This is a genomic window from Paenibacillus sp. HB172176 (genome assembly GCF_011947265.1).
GTDB lineage: Bacteria > Bacillota > Bacilli > Paenibacillales > Paenibacillaceae > Pristimantibacillus.
Genome location: NZ_JAATHD010000022.1, coordinates 1 through 24868, shown reverse-complemented (window position 1 = coordinate 24868; position 24868 = coordinate 1). Strand labels below are relative to the sequence as shown.

The window sequence follows — 24868 nt, the reverse complement described above, 5'->3', positions numbered from 1 at the left end:
CCGACATGTCTCTCTGTATGATTAAGCCATAGCCGAGCCTTCCTCCACTGCTCCTACCGGAATATCCCCTGCTTCCTTCGCAGGACGTTTCAGCGTTACAGCAAGAACCAGTCCCGCGACCGCAAGAACGGCAATCACGATATATGCGTTATGGAAAGCATCGGTCATGGCATCCGGCATTGCGGACTCTCCCTTGCTTACATAATGGGCTGTACGATTGACAAGCAGCGAGGTTAATCCCGCCACCGAGAACGAAGTGACCACTTGTTGGGTCGCGCTTGTAAGCGAGGTAACCCGGCCAACAAGCCTTTTTGGCGCCGATTGGATCAGGTGCGTGTTCAATGCAATGAACGACAAGCCCATGCCAAAGCCGACTAGCGCTCGCGGAACGAGGAACATCCATGGACTGTTGGACGGATCGATCAAGGATAGCAGATAAGCGCCGACGGTGACGAGAATTAATCCGCTAATGACCAGCGGCCTTGCGCCGATGCGATCGTACAAGCGTCCCCCGAACGGCATCATAACGCCAGCGGCAAGCGCCTGCGGCAATGTCCATATCCCCGCCTCGAAGGCGCTCATGCCCATGAGGCGCTGCATGAAGTACGGTACGGCGAACACGATGCCGAACATCGAAAATTGCAGAATCCATTGAACGAGAATGCCTCGGGTAAATTGCGAGGAACGGAAAACCTTCAACTCCAGCAAAGGCTCTTCCCTGCGTCTTAACTCGACAATGACGAACAAGATCAAAGCAATCGCGCCGACGACCAAGCCGGTAATGGTCTTGGCGGATGTCCAGCTCTCGCCGCCCTCGCTGATGCCGTAGGAAAGCCCGGCAAAGGCCAGCGGCGCAAGCACGATTCCCAGGAAATCAAGCGGTGCGGACGCCTTCTTCTCAAGATTCGGAAGCGCAATGATGCACATGATGACTCCGACAATTCCTACGGGAACGTTGATGATGAATATCCATTCCCAGCTTACATAATCAACCAGATATCCGGATATAATCGGTCCCAGAGCCGGCGCAAGCAGAATGGGAACACCCATCATGCCCATAATTCTCCCCACCTGCTCGGGCGGACTGATTCGGTACGTGATGGCGAAGGCGATCGGCATGACCATGCCGCCTCCGAGACCTTGCAGGATGCGGAACAGAATGAGCTGCTCCGCCGATTGGGCGAACGCGCATAATACGGAAGCGATCGTGAACAATATAATGGATATGATGAATATTTGCTTCGCGCCGAACTTGTCGGTCATCCATCCGGCGAGCGGAATAATAGCAGCTTGCGTTAACGCATATCCGGTAATGGTCCATTGAATCAGACTTAATGAACTGTTGAAATCCTCCGCGAGCACCGGAATCGCGACATTCACCGCCGTTGTATCCAAGATAACCATGAACAGCCCGATTATAATCGCAATAAGCGGCGCAACCAGACCTCTCCCGGATGCGTACGGGCTCCCTTCAGCATTTGTTAACATTGCTCTCTCCTCCAAACCTTTTCTCTGTCATGGACATTAAGATAGCATATCATTTGAACAAAGTAAACTAAAAAATTAAAAAAAGTTTATTTTGTTTAAAATGATTTTAAAATATTCATTATTGCTTTATACTAGAGAATACAGGCAGGAGGTGTAACCTTATGGCAGACAACGTGCTGGATCCGACATGCGAAAAAAGAAAACTGCTGAAAGAAAAGCTTGTTCTTAAGCTGCTGCCTTCTATTCAAAAGCAAGGCTTCTCTCTTTTGAAGATGGACGATGCCGCTAAACATATGGATATCAGCAAGGCAACGATGTACAAATATTTCGCCTCCAAGGACGACATTATTTCGTGCTTGGTCAGACAATGCGCGGAGTTTATTATCGATCAGATGCTGGAGGAGGCTCCGAGGAAATTCACGGAGGAGCAGCTCTCGAATCCTTCGGACGAGGATCGAAGGCTCTATTGCGAATCATTCGCTGTCGTGTTCAAGCTTACGACGAAGCTGACCTACTATTTGACCGATGCGTTCCTTCAAGATCTCGGGACCGCGTACCCCGACTTGTCGGCCGAGCTGTCCCAGAGCGTGGACAAATTCCAGAAGAAGCTGATTGCTTATTTGGAAAGCGGGATGGAGCTTGGCGTCTTTAACCGATTGAACGCGACGCTGCTGCTCATTCAATTGGATGTCGTGCTTCGGAAGCTACTCGATCCCAAGCTGCTCATGCTGCACAATATGACGCTTAAGCAAGCATTGCTTGATTTCTACATCGCGATGAAGCATCAGGTTTTCAACGAGAAATGGCTCTTGAGGGGAACGGACGAAATCGAACCCTTCATCGATAAAATGATTCTTAAGATGCTTAGCAGCGATTAAACCCGAATGCGGATAGAATAGTAAAACCGACTAGCATCTCTCGAGGAGAAACTGGGCGGTTTTTTTCTTTGCGACGCCCTTATACTGCTCTTGTAGTGCTCTTTGTACTGCTAATTGCTCAGCTCTTCGCAGTTCAACCTTTGTGCAGTTCGTCCATTATACAGCTCGCGCAGCATTTTTCACACAGCTCCTTACGGCAACTCCTCACAGCAACTCCTCAGGCAACTCCTCACAGCAGCTCCTCACGGCAACTCCTCACAGCAGCTCCACACGGTAACGAAACAGCTTTGCGGTCACAAATGTCCGTTAGAAACGATTACTCGCTAATTGTTAATTCTAGAGGACATTATTGACCGTTAGCGCTCCTTTTCCACCTGTTCGAGTATTATTCATTACTCTTATGGACATTCTTGTCCCTTACAAACCAAGAATCCCGTTTTAGCAACGCTAATGGTCATAAATGACCGCTACGTTTTTTCTACGTGTTGAAACTCTGACGGAGGAGGAACAGGCGCATTTTTGATATTTTGAATATCATTTTTCAATTCTGTAGTTGAAAGGCGGTCGTGCTTCAAGTAGAATGAACAGTAAGCTTGCATTGGCGTGAAGAACATGCCGCTTTGATGAAACGAGACCTTCTAAGGCTTCGTCGTCAAGGCGGCTTTTTTTTGCATAAATATGAGGAAGGCGGCGAGTGCGTTGAGAAACTTCGAACAAAGACTGAACAATTGGTTAAAGCAACAAATCGCAGATGAGAAAAATCCAAGGCGGCGCGAAATGCTGGAGAAAGGTTTGGGACATGGAACCATCGAGTTTCTAAAGACAATCTGGTATCCGGCAGTAGGCAATTTCAATCATTTGTTTCCCGAATGGGAGGTTAGGGATTTTGGAAACCGTTATCGCTACCTCGATCTCGCTTATAGACCCAGCGGCTCGAAGGGCTGTATTGAAATCCATGGCTACAGGTCGCATGCTCGCGATATAGAAGCCTGGCGATTTAAAGATCTGTGCATGAAGCAAGCCTATCTCTGTCTCGATGAATGGATGTTCCTTCCCATTGAAGATGAAGCTTTGCGATTTGCTCGCGGGCGCATGCGGACCTTCACCGTCGCCGAGCTCGCAGAGCATTTGAATCGATCAAATCGACAGTCTAGGCGCATATTGGAGAAATTAGTTCAATCGCATGAAGTGGTTGTGGTTGATTCGAAGATGCGTTATCGAACCTTTGTAGCGGTCGCAAATGATCTTTAGATTCCTCGGGGAGCAACACCATTATCATCGTCAGTGGAGGTTGTTGTTCAAACGATAAATGGACTGGAGGTTAACGGGGCGGGCAGATGGATACAAACCTGCAGCGGCTAGCGTTCAAAATCTTATATTCGCTTCAACAACGGCCAATTGCGGACAAAATGTCCGTTAGAGGAAAAAATGCGAAGTTAGTTGTTTCTACGGGACACTTTGACCGCAAGAGCCCCAAATGCATGAATTTGAGGATCAAATCCAGTTCTTACGGCCATCCGCGTCCCTTACCCTTCCTAATATCGGATTAAGCCTCGCTAATGGTCATTCATGACCTTAACGCTTGCATACTGTGTTCTTGCCATTGGAAACTTGATTGTCAGTCATCCATACCCTTCCCCTCCAGAATTTGAGGCAAATATTTCTCTATCCTGGACTCTCGAGTTTTGGACTGCTTAGCTTGAGAGAAATAATAGATATACCCTCTTTGCCGTCCCGGAGTCAAGGACGCAAAGGCTGTCTTCAACTCGGGAATTTCAACGAATTTGTTTTCCAGTTCTTCCGGAATGCTGTATTCCTCCGTTTTTTTGTATGCCACTTGCAAGCCCGCTTTTTCAACTTCAATCGCTTCATCAATATACGCTTTTATGATGAGCTGCATCTCTTCGATTTGCTCCGCGCTGGTGAACCGGAGTTGACGCGCTGCCTGAACATTCTCCGTTTGTTGAATCAGAATGCCATGCGGGTCCTTTAACAAAGCGCCTTTGTGGAACAGCAGCGCGCAATACTCTTTGAACCCATGAATCAATACAATGTTTTTCCCCTCATGCATGTAACAGGGATGCATCCATTTGATATCCTCGGTCAGCTCGCAACCCAGAACGATCTCTCTGAGCATCTCGAATTCTTGCTTCCACTTTTTTGCCTTCCTTAGAAATCCGTCAACCTTGGGGTTCTTCCTGCTTTCTGCCATTAAGGAACACCTCTCATCGATTTATAATAGCTCTATCTTACCATTATTTGTCCGACTTAAGGCGCCTTATTCAAATTAGCGGATCTCGCTAAGCTTGCCTCTTCACCAACAGCAAATGCTCGCATGCGAGCACCGTTGCCCCGGCTTGATTCACAACCTCAACCTGTTCGACGACCATGCCGTGATCCGAACGCTTCGGATATTCCCGCTTCTCCTTGACGGTTACGCGCACATGTATCGTATCCCCGATAAAGACCGGCTTAATAAACCGCAATCGATCGTAGCCGTAAGAGAAAGCCTCCGGATTGATATCTCCGGCGCTCATCCCTACGCCAACGCTGAATATTAACGTTCCATGAGCGATGCGCTGCTTGAAATCCTGCGTTTTGCACCATTCCGCGTCCATGTGATGGGGATAGAAATCCCCCGTCTGTCCCGCATGCATGACAATATCCGTTTCCGTAATCGTTCTCCCGCTCGTTTCTCTTGTCTCACCAACATCATATTGCTCATAAAATACCGATCGCGTATTCATGCGATATCTCCTCCTCGTCGATACGATTACATGGATAACCGGTAGAAAGCCGCCGCCGTTCCGCCTAGAATCGCTTCTTGCTCGGCTGCGGAATAATCCCGAATCGCTGTATTCGTTTCTCTCCATACCTTCTCGTAATCGCCGGCCAGATTAGCCACCGGCCAATCACTGCCGAACATGAGCCTGCCCGCTCCGAATTGCTCCAGGGCAAAGTCGACATACGGCTTGATATCCTCGGCCGACCAGTTGTTCCAGTTCGCCGCCGTATTCAGCCCCGACACCTTCGCATGCACATTCGGATATTCCGCCGCCCGAGCGAGCTCGCTTGCCCACGGCTCCCACTCCCTGGATTCGATTGGCGGCTTTGCCAGATGATCGATGACGAGCTTAAGATTCGGAACCTCCTCCGCAAGTGTCGGCACATGCTTCAGATGATCGGGGAACACGGCCACGATGTCGAATGTCATATCGAAGGAAGCGAGCACTCTCAAGCCCTCAATGACGGAATTCTGAACGACCCAATCCGGATCCGGTTCGTCATGGATGAGATGTCTGACGCCTCTGAACAGCGAATTCCGGCAATAGGACTCCAGCATTCTGGCTGCTTCCTTCGGCCGTTGCAGCGGCACCCATCCGACCACGCCCGCGACCCAATCATAAGCGGCTGCCGTCTCCAGCATATATTCCGTATCCTCATAGCTATTCATCGCCTGGACGAGGATCGTTTTGTCAACTCCGGCCGCTTGAAGCAATGGCTCCAGCTCGGGAGCTTCGATCGTTCGATAGATGGAGCCGGAGGAAGGCGTAAGCCATGGGTAATCCCCCTTCTCCAGATTCCAGAAATGCTGATGAGCATCAATTTTCAACATGAATCCATTCTCCTCCCTGGCGTAAACTATCAATTCCTCTCGCAGAGAAGCTCGCCCCTTATCGTCGAATTATGTTCGCCTATTCGGGGTGAAGCTTTCGCCGACGTTAACAGTCGTCCGTCAATGCGTATCGGACAGCGCGTCGTCGTCAACGAAGTTCCGTTGCCGCGCATCACGACCTGCGGCATGCGAAGCGTTCGGAAAGCTTCATGCCGAACCAGGCGATTCCAATCCAGCACATCGGAGCAGGGGTAGCCTGCCGGTTCCAGAAGCGAAAGCCAGCTCAGCGTGCTCCGTTCGGCTAGATGAGCGGCCAGAATCGCCTTAATCGCATCGCGCTCATCCATCCAGGAGCTAGGATCGGCGTAACGCTGCAAGCTCTCGCATTGCAATAATTCGCCTAGTTCGCTTACAGATCCTTGCGCCAGAGCGATAAAGCCGTCCTTCGTGGGATAAATGCCGTATGGCGCCGCCATATAAGGATACGCATGGAGCAGCTCGCCGCGCCTCGGCTCCCTGCCGCCATCGTTCAAGTGAGTGGTCAGCTCGATCGCTTGGAAGTCCAGAAGCGATTCCAGAAGACTAACCTCCACACGGCTTCCCCGCCCCGTCATCCCTTTCCGTACCAGCGCCGACAGGATGCCCTGTACAAGATGGGCCCCTGCCGACATATCTGCTGCAGCCAATCCGAGCGGCATCGGCGGCTGCGCCCGATCGCCGTTCAGCCAGGCAATGCCGGAGAGCGACTGAACCAGCAGATCCTGGCCGGGCTTCCGCGCCCAAGGCCCCTCGGTGCCGTATCCGGTAATCTCGCCGTACACAATTCCGGCATTCATGCGAGCGACCGACTCATAATCCAGACCGAGCCTTTGCATGACGCCCGGACGGAAATTTTGAATCAGCACATCCGCTTTCATTATCAACCGTTCTACCTCCATGCGATCTTCCCCGTTTTTCAAATCGACGGCGAAGCTCTCCTTGCTCCGGTTGATCGAATGGAACAGCGTGCTGTCTCCGTCCAGCTCCAGATTGGAGATATAGAGCGTTCGGCATATATCGCCCGAGCCCCTTCTCTCGATCTTGATTACGCGAGCCCCGAGGTCTGCCAGGCGCAAGGATGCCGACGGCCCCGACAGGAATTGGCTGAAATCCAGCACGAGCAAGCCTTCAAGCGGCTTCCTGAAAGCGGCCGCTCCCTTATTCTTGCCGTCTTCTCTCTCTACCGTCATAGCATTCCCTTCAGTTGAAAATCCTGATCAATCTTCTCATTGCCCTCGCCGACTTTCGGCGCTCCGACACCCGATTTGATGCGCTCGCCGTCTATCCGAATCGGACAGCGCGTCGTCCGGATCGGGATTTCGCCGGGGCGCCCGACCTCCTGAATCATGTCCAGAATTTTAAAGCCTTCATGCCGCAGCAAGTCGTCCCAGGTATAGACATCCGAGCACCAGTAATCAGCGGGTTCCAGAACGCCGAGCCATTCCTTGGTCGTTCTCTGCTTCAGATGATCGACAAGCAGGCCTTTGATCTCGTCCCTGCGCGTGAACCATTCCTTCGAGTCGGAGAAGGCCGCGATTTCGGCGCTGCCCAACAACTGGCCAAGCCGCTCGACCGAGCCCATCGCCAGCGCCAGATAACCGTCCTTGGTCTCGTAAATCCCATAAGGGGCTCCGAGATAAGCATGCGCATTATTGACAAGGCTGCGCTCAGGCAGCTTGCCTCCGTCATTGAAATAGGTCGTCAGCACCTCGAATTGAAAGTCCAGCATGGATTCCAGCAGGCTGACCTCAACATAGCCTCCCTCTCCCGTTATTCCTCTTCGTACCAGACAAGCCAATATCCCTTGTGTCAGCTGCGCTCCCGTCAGCATATCCGCGATTGCGAGGGCGAACGGTGTCGGCGGTTGATCCCCGTTGCCGTTCAGATAAGCCATGCCCGCCAGCGACTGAATGAGCAGATCCTGGCCGGGCTTATCCTTCCACGGCCCTTCCGCGCCATAGCCGGTAATGGAGCCATATACGATTCGCGGATTCAAGGCTTTGACTTCCTCGTACCCGAGCCCGAGCCTCTTCATCGTGCCGGGGCGGAAATTCTCGACAAGAACATCCGCCTGCCGAATGAGAAGCTTCAGCCTCTCAAGCTCCCGCGGGTTTTTCATATCCGCCGCATAGCTCTCTTTGTTCCGGTTAATCGTGTGGAATAATACGCTCTCTTCATCCCTCGCCAGGTTATTCAAGAACAACTGACGCGATCCGTCCCCGGCGCCGGGACGTTCAATCTTGATGACTCGAGCTCCCAGGTCCGCCATTCGAAGCGTTGCGGACGGTCCCGACAAATACTGGCAAAACTCCAGCACGACCAAGCCTTCCAGTGGTCTCACTTCCATCACTCCATTTTCGCTGATTACAGTCGTATTTCGTCCAGTCGCACCGGCCGATTTTCCTCCATAGACCGGTAGGCGGCGGCAAGCATTTGGAACGTTGTCAAATTATCGCGAACGCTGTTCTCGGGCTCCCGATCCTCTTCAATTGCCCTCATCAGCTCGCCCATCGTCCCCATGAACGCATGCGGGAACCATTTGCCCTCCAGAGAAGGATGAAACCAGCAGCCGGGATCCAATTCCTTGGAAATAAAGCTAAGCGTATCCGCTCGGCCTACAGGATAATTGTAGAGAGCGCCGTTCGTTCCTTTGATAATGCCTCTTGTTCCCTCGAATCTGAAGGTCGCGTACCAGTCTTCTTGGTCGGCCCAGTTATTGTGATTATCATGGACGAGCCCCCGAACCTCGCCAGGGAATTTCATATGCAGCAACGTCCTTGTCTCGCCCTTCACTTGCTGCCCCGGGTACTTGGCCCCATCCGCATAGATGTATTCCGGAGTGCCGAACAGGAATCGTATCGAATCCATGTAATGAATGCTATGATTCTTGACCTCAAGCTTGTCGGTATCCTTCAGGAAAGGCCATTTCGCGAAATCCGTATTCACATTCACTTGGATCGTCGCTTGCGTAAGCTCGCCAAGCCAGCCCTGCTGAATGATAGAGTGGCTGGCTCTAATGCCCGGCGCCCAGCGCATCTGCTGGTTGATTGCCCCCTTCACTCCCCCTTGCTCGCATAGCTCTGCGATACGTACCGCATCCCGGTAGTTCTCCGCAAGAGGCTTCTGGCATAACACATGCTTGCCCGCGGCAACGGCCAGGCGGACAATCTCAGGCTGCAGATCCGGCGTCACGGCAATATCGACAATCTCGACGTCGGGATCCAGCACAAGCGCTTCAATCGAATCGTATATTTTCCCGATTTGGAACTTCTCCGCGACAGCCTCCGCCTTGCTTTTCGTGCGATTATAGATGCCGACAACGTTGAATCCCGCCATGCGATAGGCCGGCAGATGCGCTTCGCTTACAATTTCCCCCGCGCCTACGATGCCGATTCCTCTCGTTTTGTTGCTCGGCAGCTTAGGCTTGTAATCCAGTTCCAACCTCAAAGCAAGATTTTCCGCGTTCATGGCAATCCTCCATTTCGTTCTTATTCCGATTGTTCCGCTCCATGGCGGTTATTGCATACCCGACCGTTCTCGCTTACACTAATAGGCATCGAGATAGCGGGAGGAAAGCAACATGGGCAACAAGGATTTCAAGGTTCCGGCGCTAGAGAAAGGCCTCCTTATACTGGAAGTGCTCTCTTCGGCAGCCGAACCGATGTCTTTAACCGACATCTGTCAAGCACTGGGCAAGAATCCAAGCGAGCTGTATCGCATGATCGGCTTCCTTGAAGAGCGAGGATATATCATCAAAGAACCGCATTCCGGCCATTACTTTCTCTCCCTCAAGCTGTACGAGCTGTCGCATATGCACTCTCCGGTGGATCAATTGATTAAAGCCGCTTCCATTCCGATGCGAGCTTTGGCTCTGTCCATGAAGGAATCCTGCCACCTCAGCGTGCTGTATAACGGCGATCTGCTCGTGCTCTATCAACAGGAGAGTCCCGAAAAATACAGGTTCTCTGTGGAAGTCGGCGCCAAGTACAATGCGCTCACCACCGTCTCCGGCAGGCTGCTGCTCTCCCGGCTGTCCGCGGATATGCGCGGCTACTATCTGGATCAGAATCCGCTATATCGAGATGCTGACCCGGAGGAGAAGCAGCGCATCGAAGACGACCTTCGCCAGCTGGCCGAGCAAGTTTTCGCCGTATCCGAGCAGGAGACCCATCTGGGCATTACCGACTACTCCATTCTGGCAGGAAGTCCGAAGGCTGGTCTGGAAGCGGCGTTGACGATTCCGAGCCTGCTCTCTACTCGAAAGCCGAACAGAGAGGCCGATATCCTGGCAGCGCTCCGGACATGCGCTTCGTCCATAACGAAAGCGATGGGCTTGGAGAAACAGACAACATAGAAGCAGAGCTTCCGCTCTGTCTTTTTTGTTGCGCACGTCTAATCCGCTCGATCATGATCTGCGGCAAGCTTGCGACGGACGATAGCGATGAATCAGCTTGTTTAACCGATGAACCGTTTCTCGCTCGTCTTCCCTCGGGTCGACGACAGCCTGCCTGATAAGCTCGCCCGCCTCCTCCTGAAAGGGAATATAGCCATTGAATCTTGGTCTTACCGATCCTAAATCAAGCGTTCGCAACGTATTCGCAAAGAAACCCGACGATTGCTCGTTAACGACGGCGTCCTTCCATGCGGATCGATGTCCCGGCTGCCCGCCGTTCGCGAAATAATCACTGCGCTGAAACGAAGCCTCGGCTGTCATCATCGCGAACTTAGCTGCCAGATCCGGGTATGGACATTTTGCCGATATCGCCAGACCTACTCCGCCAATCATGCTTCCGGCAGGCTCTCCCGTATCGCTTGGAATATTCCCGCAATACACGGTCTTCGGTCGAAAGCCCGCCCTTGAATAATTGGAATAGCCGTACATTAACGGCACATAGGCCACTTCATCCGTTGTCGACATTCTCTCATACATGGCGATGGGATCCCCGTGTACGGACAGCGGATGGGCTTCCTTCAAAATAGTGCGAAGCAGGTTTATCGCCTCGATGCCGACAGGCCTCGGAATATCCTCCTCCTTGCTCCAGAACGCCTCTCCCCCTAGCTGCGCAGTCACGGTGAAGTAGCTGGCAAACGCATGAACAGGAACAAACGGCAAGCCGATCGCAGTAGAAGACGGAAGAGCCTTTGCCAGAGCTCGAACCTGATCCCACGTTTGCGGCAGAGCCAAACCTGCCGATTCCAGCAGGTCGGACCGATAGGCGGATACCTGAGCCGCCGCGTCAACCGCCAAGGCCCACTGCCTGCCTTCCCAGCAATAGCTTCGATGACTGGGTCCCACGCTGTTGGCTTGTTGTTCGTCGAGGAAAGCTGCCGGAATAAGCTCGTCAAGCGGCGCAAGCAGACGCTCGGCAGACGCGGATCCCAGGTGGGGGTGATCGATCATGATAAGATCGTACCGGTCAGCTAATTGCTCGAGCGGAAAGCGTTCGAAATCCGCCAAGGACCGCGCATCCCACGATAGGTTCACACCATTATGCTTTTGTTGAAACACGGATGAAGCATGCACAAGGGGCATAATTCCCCTCTCATGGTTCCAGGTTATTCCGCGCAAAGCAATCATTGCAGTCCTCCAATCACAATCGAAAGATTTCACATATAAAAAGTTTTTCTATATGTATAATGTAACGCTTACATAGGAATTCAGTCAATAGTCAAAAATCAAACTCTTATGCAAATTCGCAGCCATAGGTTCCGACTTGTTTATGAAAAGAGGACCCGCCAAAAAAGGCGAGTCCTCTTGGTTTGAACTATAAATCGAACCATTACGAGAGCAATGGAGCTCCCAGGGAATAGCCGACAATTAGCAGCAGAAGCACCGTGATGTGGTTCAGCGAGAAGATGAACATCGAGCGAGCCCACTTCTCCTCCGGCTTCCGTCGATAGCCGCTGATGCTCAATGCGAGCCAAGTCAGGCTCAGCAGCGCGTTCACCACGGCGATATACGGATTAAAGGACCAGAACAAGATGCTGCACAGGAACAATGCGGCCAAATACACATTCATTTGCCTATAAGTACGCTGTATCCCCTTCACGACCGGCAGCATCGGAATATTCGCCGCCCGATACTCCTCCATCCGACGAATTCCAATCGCGTAGAAATGCGGCATCTGCCAGATCACCATCAGCAGAAACAAGGCCATGGCAGCGGGATGAAAGAGATCAGGAGAGATCGCCGCCCAGCCAATTAACGGAGGCATTGCGCCTGACAGGCTCCCAACCTCGGTATTATAAATGGTTCTGCGCTTTGTCCACATCGTATAAGGGACGACATACAGAAACAATCCCAGGAAACCGGTGAAGGCGGAAAGGGGCGATGCCAAATATAACGAAACAATACCGCCAAGCGCAATCCAGCTTCCTAACAGCAAGCCGATTCGAACATCCACGATTCCGGATACTGTCGGCCTATTCTTCGTCCGTTCCATAATGCCGTCGATATCACGATCGTACAAGTTATTGAAAATGCCGGCTGCGCCTATCACCAAAGCAGAACCGACTAAAGCCAGCATCATGTTGCCAATCTTATCGAGGAAAGGAATGCCGTGAACGAACAGCGCCATACTGAGCCCTGCGAACATGGCAATGAGATTCGATTTGACAATGCCAATCTTTATCGTTTCGAAGAGAACCTTCGTGACGGTTACCGGAACACGCTCCATACTGACCATATGATTTTGGACTCGCATGACCTTTACACCCCTATAACGTTTGATTTTAAGAACAGAATATCATAAAACGTCATAGTTGTATGCGTTCCGGGCCAACCCTCATGAATCTGTCATAAATATTTGTCGCTTTCGTGAATTTGCTGCTCTCATCAAACAATGCTTTTCAAATAGACAGAATGATCCTTGCTTAAATCGATGTACGTTCCCTTCACTTCTACAAGGGGATGAACCGGATCGTCTGCTTTAACCATAATAATTTTTCCCTGGGACCCGTTTGAGAGTACGACATCATTTCCAATCATTGTTTCCATAATACGCTTCAGGAAGCATAGCGTAGTTGATGGTTCAAGTCTGCCGTAAGCATTTTCGGACATTTCTCGAAGCACCTTGAAGATGGGGACCGCGTCTTTGTAGACGCGCTTCGAAATCATGGCGTGGAACACGTCTGCCACCGCGATCATTTTGCTATACGGATCAATATCGTCTCCCTTCAAGCCATAAGGATAGCCGCTCCCGTCTTCGCGTTCATGATGCTGGAGCGCAACCTTGGCCTGCCTGGGAGGAATGCCTGATGTTTGACTGATCATGTCATAGCCGTATACCGTATGTTTTTTCACTTGAGCGAATTCTTCATCTGATAATTTACCCGGTTTATTTAGAATTTCGTCGGGGATCTTCACCTTGCCGATGTCATGCAAGAATGCCGCCGAAGTCAACTCTTGCAACTCTTCGTTATGTAATCCTTTTGCCTTGCCGATAAATCTGGAGATCAGCGCGACACCGATGCTATGTCGATAGGTATATTCATCGTGTCGTTCCAAATGGTCCAATATTTGTTTCAAATGGGGATGACGGCTCATGTCATCTATAATTGGCAATATTCTGTCGCGAAGAAAATCAAACGGAATTTGATTCGTATTTCGAACCTTTTCAAAAACAGCCTTGATTTCTTTGATAGAGGCATTGACGAGATTTTGAATCGACACCTGCTCCACATCATCCTCTTCCAGCAGAATGTTTTGTTGGAGAAGCATTTCAATATCTTTGCCAGTCAGTACGGTTTGAGCCGGAAGCACCAGCACCCCCCGACTGTTGTACATATTTTTGTTCACTCGAAATCCAACATACGAATTCGGATCAGGACGACGCACCATAGACTTTTCCACCGCTTTCTCACGCCCCAAAATTTTTATTTTCAACCATTTCGAAAATGTCGACGCAGTTTCTTCCGATGCACACCCTGCCCTCGTACATTTTCTTTACCGAAACTTGTCCCTTTGCTTTCAATATCGTTTTAACTCCGGTCTGACCACCAACAATTTTCGCCGAAATGACGCCTTCCGCTTCGAGCTTCGCCCCGCGGCAAACCGCTGAATCGTATTGAAAAACAATGTTTCCAGCCGCATATAAGTTGCTTAAAATTACCCCTTCCCGCTTAATGATAATATCTCCGTTCGTCTTCAATTCGCTGTTATGGCATTGGTTGATTACCGTATTCACCTTCACCTCCTGCATTCGCGCTACCTCTTGATTCGTTTCATTTAGAAGAGCAAGATAGCTTTGAAGGAAGCGGCGCGTATCGGTTTTAAGAAATCTCTCGGGCTCAATGAAAATAATGGACATTTCCCTCAACCTTGTATATTCGTTTTTCTTTATTTTTTGAATGCTTACGATGACGGTGAGCATTTCCTGTACAACAGCAGATATTTCATTTGTTTTTCTCTCTACTAACAGCCGCACAATCTTCCCGAAACAGGAGCTTTGACGCCTTGCTTCCAAAGCTTGCTCAAGCATGCCGGCATCCCCGAGCAGCTTCTCAATTTGCTCTTCCAGTTTTTTGGCGGAAGCGTATAGCCGATTAAAGATTACGCCATAATAGCCCGTATACAATTTGCTCCCCATCACATTCCCCATCACATGAATGCTGCCGGTTGACGTAATCGTGGCGTTGAATACACTGCCGTAAATATAAACATTGCCGAGCGATTCCACAATCATGTTGTCCGTTACATTCCCGCTTACAATCACGTCGCCTGGAAAAACAATATTTCCCGTTCCGATATCCACATCGCCTGAAACGGTAAACGATGTTGAAATATCGAACGCTCTGACCGTTTTTCCTGTTATTCTGGGCCTGCCTTCTTTGCGGGCTATAATATCGCCTTCGGCTGTAAGCTCGACCCCGGGTTTCACGACAACGGGAACATCCTTCGGAGGCAGCGGCATGATCACCTTGCCATACACATCATATCCTGGAATTCCATCAATCATCGGGAGCTTTCTTGCAATGCGCTCGCCTTTTTTTACAGAAGGAATATGTAGATGATTCCGGAAATCGACAGCGCCCGATACTTCAAAAAAACGACTCTCCACCTGTTCCGAAAAATAAATTTCCAGCTTTGAATCGATACCCGGTACAACCGCTTTACCGTTAGCGATGACAATTGGCAGACCTGAGGGCTGCATTAACTCATACTGAATAAGAGCAAGCTCCACGTTTGCTTTTATGGATTTTCGCTCTAATTCGGAAGCGACATCGCTTAAATGCACGGTATCCAGAATAACACTCTTATCCTCTTCAGCGGAAACAATAATTCGTGACATGCGCTCTGTATTGAGGAGCCGCCATGCATAACGATGCTTGGAGTAGAGTTGAAAATACGCCCGCAACCTGTCATCGCTGACTTTAATATCGAATAGCGGCTTCTTCTTTATCTCCCAGTCGATACAATCTGATGCGGATACGACGGATTCCGTTTCGAGGACAATCCCGTTAATACGCAATTTCACCGGCGCAATCGCGCCAATGACCGGCAGCTTCCCGCCAGCAACGGGATCATGGACGATAATGGTATGTTTCTTTATTTCTATCGTACCTGATTTCACTATAATTACTCCCCGGGACATTCGGTCATAACGACGTTCTCCTTCACAAACGCCCCCTTAAAATAGAAAAACATCAACCCAAGAGGGATGATGTCGTTACACCCAATTCGGCGGCCAGGCGACCATGAAGCGGAGCTCGTTAGGTCCATAGCTTTGCGTCCCTCTTTTTCAAAAGGTTTGCCTTTTCGTTTGAGATCAATTTTATCGTCAGGCCGTTAGGTATAAGGCACTATGAATATAATCTACACAGCCTATTTACTCAGATGCTTACTTTAAGTATATTCCCGCAATGCAATCATTTCAATAGTTATTTCGATGCTGGGCTGAAACAAGCTTCAAATTTGCAAAGAACCGATCCGTAATAAGATCGGTTCTTGTGTTTTATTTTCCAACAATTTCTCGTTAAACTTTAAGCTAGGGTTTCCCTATTGGAATAAAGAAGCCGAATACGCCCAGCACTTTTAATTTTCTTCCCATGAGCTCCGTCTCAAATACGTTGGCAATTAGATAGTCTGATTCTTGCGTGTTTTCGGTAATCCATTGATCACCGAATAACGTTAACAGCATCGCCATTGCCGGCTTTTTCTCCGCCATACGACTGACAACTTTTTCTTGCACCCACTCCTGATATTGATCCATCCCGGGTTTAGTGAAAAACATAAGCGCCAATAGGACAACAACACAGGTGAGCAGGATCGCGAGCTTATATTTCTTCATGAGCAAACCTTCTATATTTCCCGAGCATACTGTAGAGCACCGGAATAAAAACCAGCGTTAACAGCGTAGAGGTCGTTAAACCTCCGATTACCGCTATGGCCAGGCCCTTGGAGATGACCCCGGAGCTTGAATCGGATAACGCCAGCGGCAGCAGAGCAAATACAGTAGCCAGGGCAGTCATAAGAATCGGACGCAAGCGCGTAGCACTCGCCTCGAGGATAGACGCACGCAAATCCATCCGCTTTTTACGATTCATCTCCACTCGGTCAAGCATCACTACGGCATTCGTGACCACAATTCCGATCAGCATCAGCATGCCGATCATCCCGCTCATCGACAACGTCTCTCCCGCCAGCAATAACGCGCCAACCGAACCGATCGGTACAAATATTAATGCGGACAAGATGACTAAAGGTGTGAGCAAGCCGCCGAAGGTCACGGTCAATACTACAAAAACCAAGGCAACAGCGATCGTCATAGCCGTCCCCAAATCTTTAAAGCCATCGCTCATCAGCTCCTGACCGCCGCCTGTCTCCCATTCAACGCCGCTCGGCAGATCAATCGCCGACAAGTCCCTCTCTAAAGCTTTGGACACCTTGCCGACTTCTTCGCCAGCGCTGTCAGCAGCCAGCTTTACCGCCATCTTGCCATCCTGATGCTCAATCGCTGTAGGCGTCAGCTGTTGCTCAATCGTAGCGATTTTCTTCAAAGGCATTGGTCCTTGAGGTGTCAGAATGAGGCTATTCTCCAGCTCCTCCTTGCCTGACAGCGGCTGATCAAGCTGCATCAGAACTTCCGTTGCCTCACCGTCAAACGTCATATTCCCGGCCGAAACGGGCTGGAGCTTCTCATTCACCTGCTGATATACAGCCATGGGCTGCACGCCTAGCAGCTTGGCTTCTTCTGTCAACCTCACCACATATTTAGGCTGCAATTGCTGCGTGCGGTTCACAATATTTTTCAAGTCAGCATTGGCCATCATGACATCATACACCTGATCGGCCGCTTGAATTAAAGCTTCAGTACGATTGCCGTACAGCTTAACCTCGATGCTGGTCCCGGACGGGGGGCCCTCCTGCTGAACTTCATTAATCCTGACCATACCATCCGGATAAATTGAAGTTAATTCCTCCTGAACCAGCTGACCCAGGCTGAACTTTGCTTGCTCCAAGTCCACATCCTCCGTCAGTTGCACGAAGTACGTTGCTTTGTTATCCGCCGAAGTGTTGCTTCTCAACACTCCCGCTTCATCCCTGCGGCCTATCGACGCTTGCACGTAATCAACCGAATCCTGTTCAAGCATAGCCGCTTCCACCTGCTGAGACAGCTTGTCTGTCTCAGCCAATGAAGCCGCCCCCGGCAGCTCCATCTCAACCTCCAGAGCATGCGCCGGCTCGGCAGGAAGGAAAGACTTTCCTATCATACTGATCATGATTCCCGAAGCAACAAGCAATGAACAAGCGCTAAGGATTACAACAACTTTTTTGCGAAGACATGCAGCCAGCAATTTCTCGTATCCTCGTTTGAGCCAGACGTCTTCCTTCTCCTGCAGCTCTCCCTTGAACATATACACCGCAAGCACCGGTATGATCAGAAAAGCTACCGCCAAGGATAATAAAATCGAAGTCACGACCGTGAGGGAAAAAGGTCGAAAGAACTCGCCTACAAGGCCATCCACAAAGGCCAGAGGCAGAAAGACGACTACCGTAGCCAGGGTAGAGGACATGACCGGTCCGAAGACTTCTTTGGTTGCTTGATACATGACTTCCAGCTTGGATTTCGCTTTTTCCTTCTGCAGCCATCGGAATATATTTTCAATAACAACGATACTGTCATCAACGATACGCCCTACAGCTACCGCCATTCCCCCAAGTGTCATAATATTTAACGAATACCCGAACGCTTCCAGCACATAAATCGTACCTAGGATGGACAGCGGCAAAGAGATGATAGCAATTAAGGTAGCTCTTACATTTCTTAAAAACAGCAATACAATCAAAACCGTGAACAGTGCGCCGAATCCGCCTTCCCTCAACAAGGAATGAATCGATTCCTCGACATCCTTCCCTTGATCAATTACAGTGAATAAAGAAAAGTCATAGCTCTGATTAAATCGTTCGACCTCTTCCCTCACTGCGCGGGCCACTTCTGCCGTATTGCCTTCCTGCGTTCTGAACACTTCCACGACAATAGCGGGTTGTCCATTGTACCTTGTAAGGGTGGATACCTGCTCCACAGGCTTGATTTCTGCGATGTCACGCAATAGGACTGTTGTCTTCGTCGTTCCTGCAGTAGAGCTCGTCACCGGAACTGCAATATCGCCAATCGCCTCTAATTGATCCACGCGGCCTTCCATACTGACCGCAATGCTGGATTGCTCCTCCTCCATAATACCTAGCGGAAGAATATATTCAGATTGGGCAACAGCCGATTGAATATCCTTTAGTGTTATGCCGTAGGCATTTGCTTCTTGTTCATTCACTCGAATAATGACCTGGTTCTCAGCCGTCCCTTCAAGCTCAATCGCATTCACGCCTTCGATGTTTTGCAGCTCTGGAGCCAGATCCTCCTTGACTTTCTCCTCCAGCTCCTTCGTGTTCTCCGCTGTCATCGCGAGTGAATAGACGGGCTTGGCGTCGGCGGAAATTCGTTTATAACTGATCTCTGCCTCTTGGGGCAAGCCGCTGCCAACGATCGCCGATTGAAGCAAGCGTTCCGTCTTGTCCATATCTGTGCCGAAATCATAGCTGACGGTAATCACCGCGCCATTCTCGCGGGACTGACTCGTCAGCGACTCGTAGGGTTTCGCTTTTTCGATCGCTTTTTCGATCGGCAGAGTTATTTGCCGCTCCACTTCCTCCGCAGTATGACTCTTGTACTGCACTTGCATAACCAGCGTCGGCAGCTCTACATCTGGAAATTTCTCGTTGCTGATGCTCGTAGCGGCTCTTATCCCGACACCCATTACAAACAATGTTAATAGAATAACGGCAAATCGATTTCTAAGTACAAATGGAATCATGAAAACCAGCCTCTCCTCTTTTTTACTAGCATAGGAGAGAATTGTGACCTGAAAATGTCCTAGGGTGAGAATAATCCATCTGAGTCAAGCTTGGGGAGTACTATACTGACGGTAGTCCCGCGCTTCCACTCGCTGCTTATTTCCACCGTTCCTTTGTGCATCTGTACAATTTGCTTCACGATCGCAAGTCCGAGTCCGCTTCCCTTATGCTCGCGATCTCTTGCTTTGTCCGACTTGTAAAACCGGCTAAACACATGCGGAAGATCCTCCTCGCGAATGCCTTCCCCTGTGTCGGAGAAGTCCAAACGGATAGAATGTCGATTCTCCGAAGAGGATACACGGATCTCTCCGCCAGGAGGCGTAAACTTAATACTATTGCTGATGACATTGTGCCAAACCTGTTCCATCTGACTCGCATCAGCTTGTATACTGTATGGATGAAGTCCTTCGAGATCGATAGCGATGGATTTCTCCAGCCAAAGCGGTTGAAGTGTCAGGAACACCTTGCGAATATGCTTGGCGGGATCATACGAGGTCGGAACAAACGTAATTTGGTTGCTCTCAAGGACAGCGAGCTTCAACAAATTCTCGCTCAGCTTGGCTAAGCGGGTACTCTCCTCCTCAATAATCGTCAAATAGCGTGCACGGCGCTCCTCCGTATGCGGGTTGTCGCGCAGCGCAGCGGCGAACCCCCGTATAGAGGTAAGCGGCGATTGGATATCATGGGATACATTGGAGATGAATTCCTTCCTCATGTTCTCCAGTTGATTCAATTCTCCGCTCATTCGATTGAAGCTGCGGGCAAGCTCACCAATTTCATCCCTTCGCTTATCCGGCACTTTTTGATCGAATTGGCCTTTGGCTATCCTGGCTGTCAGCTTCGTAAGCCGCTTGATCGGACTTACAAGGAAGTAGGTGGCAGCCAGAAATAACAAACTGCCCATAATAAGAACGAGTAAGAAACCGGTCATCAAAGATTCTTTCACACGATTGATCGCTGTACGAATATTGGGCTTCAGGAATAAAGCATGCGATTGCCCGTCCAATTCGAAAGGAATGCCCACGACTGTCGCCTTCTGCAGCCCTCTCTTCGTGAAGTCAAACCTCTGCACGCCTCCCTGAAGCACTCTTTGCACCTCTTCAGCTGATGCAAAGCTTTCGGGATCAGCATCACCGTAGACGGTAACCGTACCGTCCTCCTTGAAGATCGCAGCTCTCGAACGAATATTGAAAACTCCGCGAAAAAAGGAGTAGGCTTCCTCCGGCTCAACACTTTGAGCCAACTGAATGACTTGTTTACCTGAGGAGATCAGCTCTTCTTCAATCTCCTGAAGCACCTGCTTTTCAAAGATGTTGTAGGTGATGAAGAAGGATACAGTCAAACTAACGAAGACCGCAAGAAGAAAGGTAAGAACCACCCGCAGATACAGTGTGTTCAGCATAACTTGTTTTCCTCCAGCCGGTAACCGAGCCCCCTGATCGATATAATTTCGAAAGGCGCAGGCTTGCCTTCGAATTTTTTACGGATTTTTTTGATATGACTGTCGATGGTACGATCGCTCCCCTCGAAGTCTATGCCCCATATATCCTCAAGCAGTTGATCTCTGGAGAACACCTGACCGGGAGAGCTGGCCAGCTTAAAAAGCAGCAGAAATTCCTTCGTGGGGAAGCTCAGCCTGTCGCCATCCCAAACCGCTTCCCACATATTTAAATCCATGGATAAATTGCCGATGCTTATTTTTCCATGCGCATTTACTTTATACCGCCTTAGAATCGCTTTGACCCGCATGACCAGTTCACGCGGATCGAAGGGCTTCACGAGATAGTCGTCCGTTCCCAGCTCGAAGCCCTTCATTTTATCATCCGTCTCTCCTTTGGCCGTAACCATCAGAATCGGCAGATCATAGTCCTGACGGATCTCCATGCAAAGCTGCCATCCGTCTTTTTGGGGCATCATTACATCAACGATGGCCAATTGGAATCGCTGCTTCTCCAATAATTCAGACGCTTCCTGACCATCCTTGGCATGAACGGTCTGAAATCCTTCTGCCATTAAATAAAGCTCCATCAATTCCCGAATCGAAGAATCATCGTCTACAAGCAATACGTTATTCATGTATGGCACACCTCTGCTAACAAAATGAAATCACTGCACATGCTACAAAGAATACCATAAAAAACAAAACGCACTGCAGTTTGACGAGAAAATCGTTAAGGAACCTGATTTTTGTTTGTTCATTTACTCGTAGACATTGTCGGACACTGTCCACGTCCCATTTAATACTTTATCGAGCATTGTCCTGATTCTCCCCCACTCGTCGCTGCCTGTTGTCGGGAGACGCAAAAGCGGGAATGGATATGTACGGCAAATGTTATTTTTCAACAGATCGCGATCAATCTGAGCTTGATTGTTTTGATGCGAGGCAAAACCGTCCACCTCAATTGCCAAAAGCGGCTGCATGTCCAACTTATCGTAGATGACAAAATCAAACGATGCGCGGTTCCTCAGATAGCGCTGCTCCGCTTCCTTCAATCTTTACGGGCCTGCGATGCTTCATCAATAATGACATAATCAAACAGAAATGAATCAGGTATGCAGGAGCGCAGAGAATGCGTCGTACTTAACATAACGGGGAAACATCGCATAAACTCTTCGAAATTATCTTTAAAACTTTTTTCGTTGCCCTCAAATTTCGTTGTCTTATGGTATCGTTCGTACAAGTGATGGTTGAACAAAACGGTAGATTGCGACTGATGTGCCTTGATCAGATCCGCAAAGGATTCCTGCTCCAGTACTGCTTGAATTCCCTCTCGTTTTGCTTCCAATTGCTCTATCGTCACATCGTAAAATCTCATTTGTATTTTGGAAATGAGCGTCAGTCGGTTTTGCTTCATTTTTTTTAATTGGTAGAAGCCGTATTTGAACAGTAATTTCGATTTCTGCAAAAAGCGGAGCGCCCGATCTTCCGTAAAATACTCATCCGCCAAAAACGAAATAATCGTATCTGGCGACTGTCGCCGATAAAACAGCTTCTCCAGCCGATCGTAATCCAGATCGCGATGATGCAGTTCAAAATGCCGCCGTTCAGTTCGGTAAGCCTCAATCTCCCGGTCGAGCAGCGCCCGACGGTTGGCCAACTCCAGCAAACGATCCAGCTTTAGCCCGATACGGGCCACTTCTTTCTCTATCCGCTCGGGGTGCTCGCATTTCCAGTCGGCGACGACCGGATAATCCGGCAAGCTCTTGAAGAAGCTGCTGCGAATCTCCGTATTACCGAGCGCAGCAGCAATAAAGCCGTATCCTTTCTCCAACAGCTTATCCCGCACATTTTGCACAGCCGCGTTATTGCTGGATACGACAGCTACCGTTTTGTTCAGCCTGATTGCCAGATTGGCAATTATATTGAGGATGGTTTGCGTCTTCCCGGTGCCGGGAGGACCCTGAATAATGGACAAGTTATGAGCCAGCGCCTGCTCCAGCGCCCCCTTTTGACTTAAGTTAAATTGGAACGGATATATGGCCGGGATGAGCGGCGGTGCGTATTGCTTGATAGCTCTTTTTTCCATATAGGCAGCAAGCACGCTTTCACTCTCAACGCTGCGAAGCCTGGCGTATTGGCCTTCCAAAAAAGACTCCTTCGAATCGTCGGATTTGATATACGGTGCTACTTCCCTCCAATAGCCCATTATATCCACCAAGGTTCGATAGTTGTCTTTCATGTCGGCATAAGCAATTGCGGCAGTCTTAAATAGCTGGCTTTCGCCATCATCAAAAAACACTTTGGTAAACTCGCCAAAAACAAGCGCATGGCGGACATTTTGCAAAAGCGAGCGGTTGTGGAGTACCGCCTTATTTTCAATATGCTCATGACGCGGATTTTTTCTAATAATAATGTTTTGGGCTGAAAATGGGTATGGCTTATCCGGTTTGTTGCAATAACGGACATGAACCTTGCCTGTGCTTTCGTCTATGCGATAATCCATAACTTCATTGGTTTTGTCGCCTCTATCGGTAACAATCAATAGTTCAAACTCGTTCATCATTCGCGTCTCCCATGCAGTATAGGTCAATTGATCTATACTACTTCTACTCCTAAATCACCATTCCCTTCTAAATATTTCAATAAACTTCCTGTCCTCTTTGTTAGATGGCCAGTCCCCGCATAATATCTTAGTGAGATAGCGAAAACCATATTCACCACCTTCAAAATCAATCTGAAAGCGTGGTATAATAAGAAGAAATGGAATTGATTATCAAATGCCGGAACTGCTTGATCCCCGTAATGATTTCGTCTTCAAACGTATTTTGGGCAGTGAAGAAAACAAGGATGTACTTCTCGCTTTCCTGAATCGTACATTTTCGGAATCCGGCGAAGCTCCTTTAACGGAAATCGTTCTGCTCAATCCATATACGGATAAAGATGCTCCGCTCGACTAACATTTCATGGAACTGACTAAGTTGGACGATCAAGCCATTCCGCTGGAAGGCGGTTTGATTAATGGGCTGCTCTTCCTGAAAGGAACCGACAAATCGAGTTGGGAGGTGCTGAAGATGAATGAACCTACATTGAAGAAAGCCATGGAATTTCTAAGTCAGGATCGGGAGGCCCGCCGCCTATATGAGGAACGGCAGAAATACTTGCATGATGAGGCTTCCATGATTGAATGGGCAACAGAAAAGGGAATGTCTGAAGGGTTGGTTAAGGGCGAGAGAAAAAAAGCTATCGAGATTGCCAAGAATATGCTTTCCTTAGGATTGGATGTTGGAATTGTCGCAAAAGCCAGCGGACTCTCTGAAGCAGAAATCGAATCGCTGAGGCCGATTCAATAATCTTTACCCATTGCTAACCGCTTTTCATCTAAGCGATTAATTTATGCAATGCGTGAGGCAGAATTGCTCGGATTGACTTGGGATGAAGTGGATTTTGAGAATAATATCATCCAAGTGGTTCGAACCCTCGACAACGAAGCAGAGGATCAAGCAATTACCGTTGGTACGAAGACAACTGCCGGTACACGCGCAATCGAAATCGATGATGAAATAGTAGAAGTATTGCAGGCTCAAAAACGAATTGTTGAGAAGTACAAGGATGCTGCCGGCGAGCTTTATCAAGATCACAACTTAGTATGTCCGACAAGTATTGGAACCCCTTGGAACCCCAGTAATTTAAGACGAAGCTTGTATCGGATTATTCATAAGGCTGGAGTAACTAGGGTTAAATTCCATGAGCTACGTCATAGTCATGCAAGTATTTCAGTTAAATCTGGAGCCAATATCAAGGCGCTTTCCACTAAACTCGGACACAGCTCTATTCGAGTCACGTTAGATATGTACTCGCATGTCATTCCTGGAATGCAAAGGGAAGGACTAGCGAAATTCAGAGATGAAATTAATAACTCAACTTTCGCAGAGTCAAAATGGTCATTACAGTAGGCATGACATAGGTTTGAAGCCGAATGATTAGTTGACTTGACGCCATAGAAAAACACCGCTTCATTTGGTAAAGTGAAGGTGTCGAACAATCACTACCATACA

The 24868-nt window shown here is 49.3% G+C and carries 21 protein-coding genes, 1 pseudogene and 1 riboswitch; of the genes and pseudogenes, 5 read left to right on the top strand and 17 right to left on the bottom strand.

Features of this window, described 5'->3' with window-relative positions:
- Window positions 1–21 precede the first annotated feature (21 nt).
- Complete coding sequence (locus tag HFP08_RS22355) at window positions 22–1488, bottom strand: DHA2 family efflux MFS transporter permease subunit (protein ID WP_168122844.1); 1467 nt, start codon at window positions 1486–1488, stop codon at window positions 22–24.
- Window positions 1489–1649: 161 nt separating this feature from the next.
- On the opposite strand from HFP08_RS22355, the gene HFP08_RS22350 reads away from it, so the two are divergent.
- Both HFP08_RS22350 and HFP08_RS22345 read left to right on the top strand, forming a co-directional pair.
- Window positions 1650–2366 carry a TetR/AcrR family transcriptional regulator gene (locus HFP08_RS22350; RefSeq protein ID WP_168122843.1) on the top strand — a complete coding sequence of 239 codons (717 nt, stop codon included), beginning with the start codon at window positions 1650–1652 and terminating at the stop codon, window positions 2364–2366.
- Between the two features lie 699 nt (window positions 2367–3065).
- Window positions 3066–3617 (top strand): transcriptional regulator, encoded by a 552-nt coding sequence (locus HFP08_RS22345; RefSeq protein ID WP_168122842.1) that lies wholly within the window; start codon window positions 3066–3068, stop codon window positions 3615–3617.
- Window positions 3618–3984: 367 nt separating this feature from the next.
- On the opposite strand, the gene HFP08_RS22340 is transcribed toward HFP08_RS22345, so the two are convergent.
- The 6 genes from HFP08_RS22340 to HFP08_RS22315 form a co-directional block, all read right to left on the bottom strand.
- The gene (locus tag HFP08_RS22340) at window positions 3985–4578 is read right to left on the bottom strand and encodes a YdeI/OmpD-associated family protein (protein WP_168122841.1); all 594 of its coding nucleotides are present in this window, start codon (window positions 4576–4578) and stop codon (window positions 3985–3987) included.
- A gap of 88 nt (window positions 4579–4666) precedes the next feature.
- Window positions 4667–5113: a MaoC/PaaZ C-terminal domain-containing protein gene (locus HFP08_RS22335; protein ID WP_168122840.1), complete on the bottom strand. Its 447-nt coding sequence runs from the start codon at window positions 5111–5113 to the stop codon at window positions 4667–4669.
- Window positions 5114–5139: 26 nt separating this feature from the next.
- Window positions 5140–5982 carry an amidohydrolase family protein gene (locus HFP08_RS22330; protein WP_240941751.1) on the bottom strand — a complete coding sequence of 281 codons (843 nt, stop codon included), beginning with the start codon at window positions 5980–5982 and terminating at the stop codon, window positions 5140–5142.
- 29 nt (window positions 5983–6011) lie between these two features.
- A complete protein-coding gene (locus HFP08_RS22325) occupies window positions 6012–7211 on the bottom strand; it encodes a CaiB/BaiF CoA transferase family protein (protein ID WP_168122839.1) in 1200 nt (399 codons plus the stop codon).
- On the bottom strand, window positions 7208–8368 hold the full coding sequence (locus HFP08_RS22320) for a CaiB/BaiF CoA transferase family protein (RefSeq protein WP_346768756.1): 1161 nt from the start codon (window positions 8366–8368) through the stop codon (window positions 7208–7210). Before HFP08_RS22320 ends, HFP08_RS22325 begins: the two co-directional genes overlap by 4 nt.
- A gap of 17 nt (window positions 8369–8385) precedes the next feature.
- Entirely contained in the window at window positions 8386–9489 is a 1104-nt protein-coding gene (locus tag HFP08_RS22315; RefSeq protein ID WP_168122837.1) for a Gfo/Idh/MocA family protein, read from the bottom strand.
- Between the two features lie 112 nt (window positions 9490–9601).
- Here HFP08_RS22315 and HFP08_RS22310 point away from each other — a divergent pair, with 112 nt between their 5' ends.
- Complete coding sequence (locus HFP08_RS22310) at window positions 9602–10375, top strand: IclR family transcriptional regulator (protein ID WP_168122836.1); 774 nt, start codon at window positions 9602–9604, stop codon at window positions 10373–10375.
- Window positions 10376–10426: 51 nt separating this feature from the next.
- On the opposite strand, the gene HFP08_RS22305 is transcribed toward HFP08_RS22310, so the two are convergent.
- The 10 genes from HFP08_RS22305 to HFP08_RS22260 all read right to left on the bottom strand — a co-directional run bounded on the left by HFP08_RS22305 (window position 10427) and on the right by HFP08_RS22260 (window position 23376).
- Window positions 10427–11599, bottom strand: coding sequence for an ABC transporter substrate-binding protein (locus HFP08_RS22305; protein ID WP_168122835.1), 1173 nt, complete (start codon window positions 11597–11599; stop codon window positions 10427–10429).
- Window positions 11600–11801: 202 nt separating this feature from the next.
- Complete coding sequence (gene cyoE / locus HFP08_RS22300) at window positions 11802–12725, bottom strand: heme o synthase (protein ID WP_168122834.1); 924 nt, start codon at window positions 12723–12725, stop codon at window positions 11802–11804.
- 131 nt (window positions 12726–12856) lie between these two features.
- Window positions 12857–13906, bottom strand: coding sequence for an HD-GYP domain-containing protein (locus HFP08_RS22295; RefSeq protein ID WP_168122833.1), 1050 nt, complete (start codon window positions 13904–13906; stop codon window positions 12857–12859).
- The gene (locus HFP08_RS22290; protein ID WP_168122832.1) at window positions 13881–15593 is read right to left on the bottom strand and encodes a FapA family protein; all 1713 of its coding nucleotides are present in this window, start codon (window positions 15591–15593) and stop codon (window positions 13881–13883) included. The genes HFP08_RS22295 and HFP08_RS22290 overlap by 26 nt, the downstream gene beginning before the upstream one ends.
- Window positions 15594–15699: 106 nt before the next feature.
- Window positions 15700–15785: riboswitch (cyclic di-GMP riboswitch) on the bottom strand.
- A 222-nt stretch (window positions 15786–16007) separates the two neighbouring features.
- Window positions 16008–16310, bottom strand: coding sequence for a DUF4359 domain-containing protein (locus HFP08_RS22285; protein ID WP_168122831.1), 303 nt, complete (start codon window positions 16308–16310; stop codon window positions 16008–16010).
- Window positions 16297–19332: an efflux RND transporter permease subunit gene (locus tag HFP08_RS22280; protein WP_240941742.1), complete on the bottom strand. Its 3036-nt coding sequence runs from the start codon at window positions 19330–19332 to the stop codon at window positions 16297–16299. Before HFP08_RS22280 ends, HFP08_RS22285 begins: the two co-directional genes overlap by 14 nt.
- 59 nt (window positions 19333–19391) lie before the next feature.
- On the bottom strand, window positions 19392–20774 hold the full coding sequence (locus HFP08_RS22275) for a sensor histidine kinase (RefSeq protein WP_168122830.1): 1383 nt from the start codon (window positions 20772–20774) through the stop codon (window positions 19392–19394).
- Complete coding sequence (locus tag HFP08_RS22270; protein WP_168122829.1) at window positions 20768–21448, bottom strand: response regulator transcription factor; 681 nt, start codon at window positions 21446–21448, stop codon at window positions 20768–20770. The genes HFP08_RS22275 and HFP08_RS22270 overlap by 7 nt, the downstream gene beginning before the upstream one ends.
- Window positions 21449–21571: 123 nt before the next feature.
- Window positions 21572–21865 carry a DUF2726 domain-containing protein gene (locus tag HFP08_RS22265; protein ID WP_168122828.1) on the bottom strand — a complete coding sequence of 98 codons (294 nt, stop codon included), beginning with the start codon at window positions 21863–21865 and terminating at the stop codon, window positions 21572–21574.
- Window positions 21862–23376, bottom strand: a complete 1515-nt coding sequence (locus HFP08_RS22260) for an AAA domain-containing protein (RefSeq protein WP_168122827.1) — start codon at window positions 23374–23376, stop codon at window positions 21862–21864. The genes HFP08_RS22265 and HFP08_RS22260 overlap by 4 nt, the downstream gene beginning before the upstream one ends.
- Before the next feature lie 214 nt (window positions 23377–23590).
- Between HFP08_RS22260 and HFP08_RS22255 the strand changes: the two are divergent.
- A pseudogene (locus HFP08_RS22255) lies at window positions 23591–24163 on the top strand (Rpn family recombination-promoting nuclease/putative transposase).
- Window positions 24164–24211: 48 nt separating this feature from the next.
- Entirely contained in the window at window positions 24212–24766 is a 555-nt protein-coding gene (locus HFP08_RS22250; protein WP_168122826.1) for a site-specific integrase, read from the top strand.
- Window positions 24767–24868 lie beyond the last annotated feature (102 nt).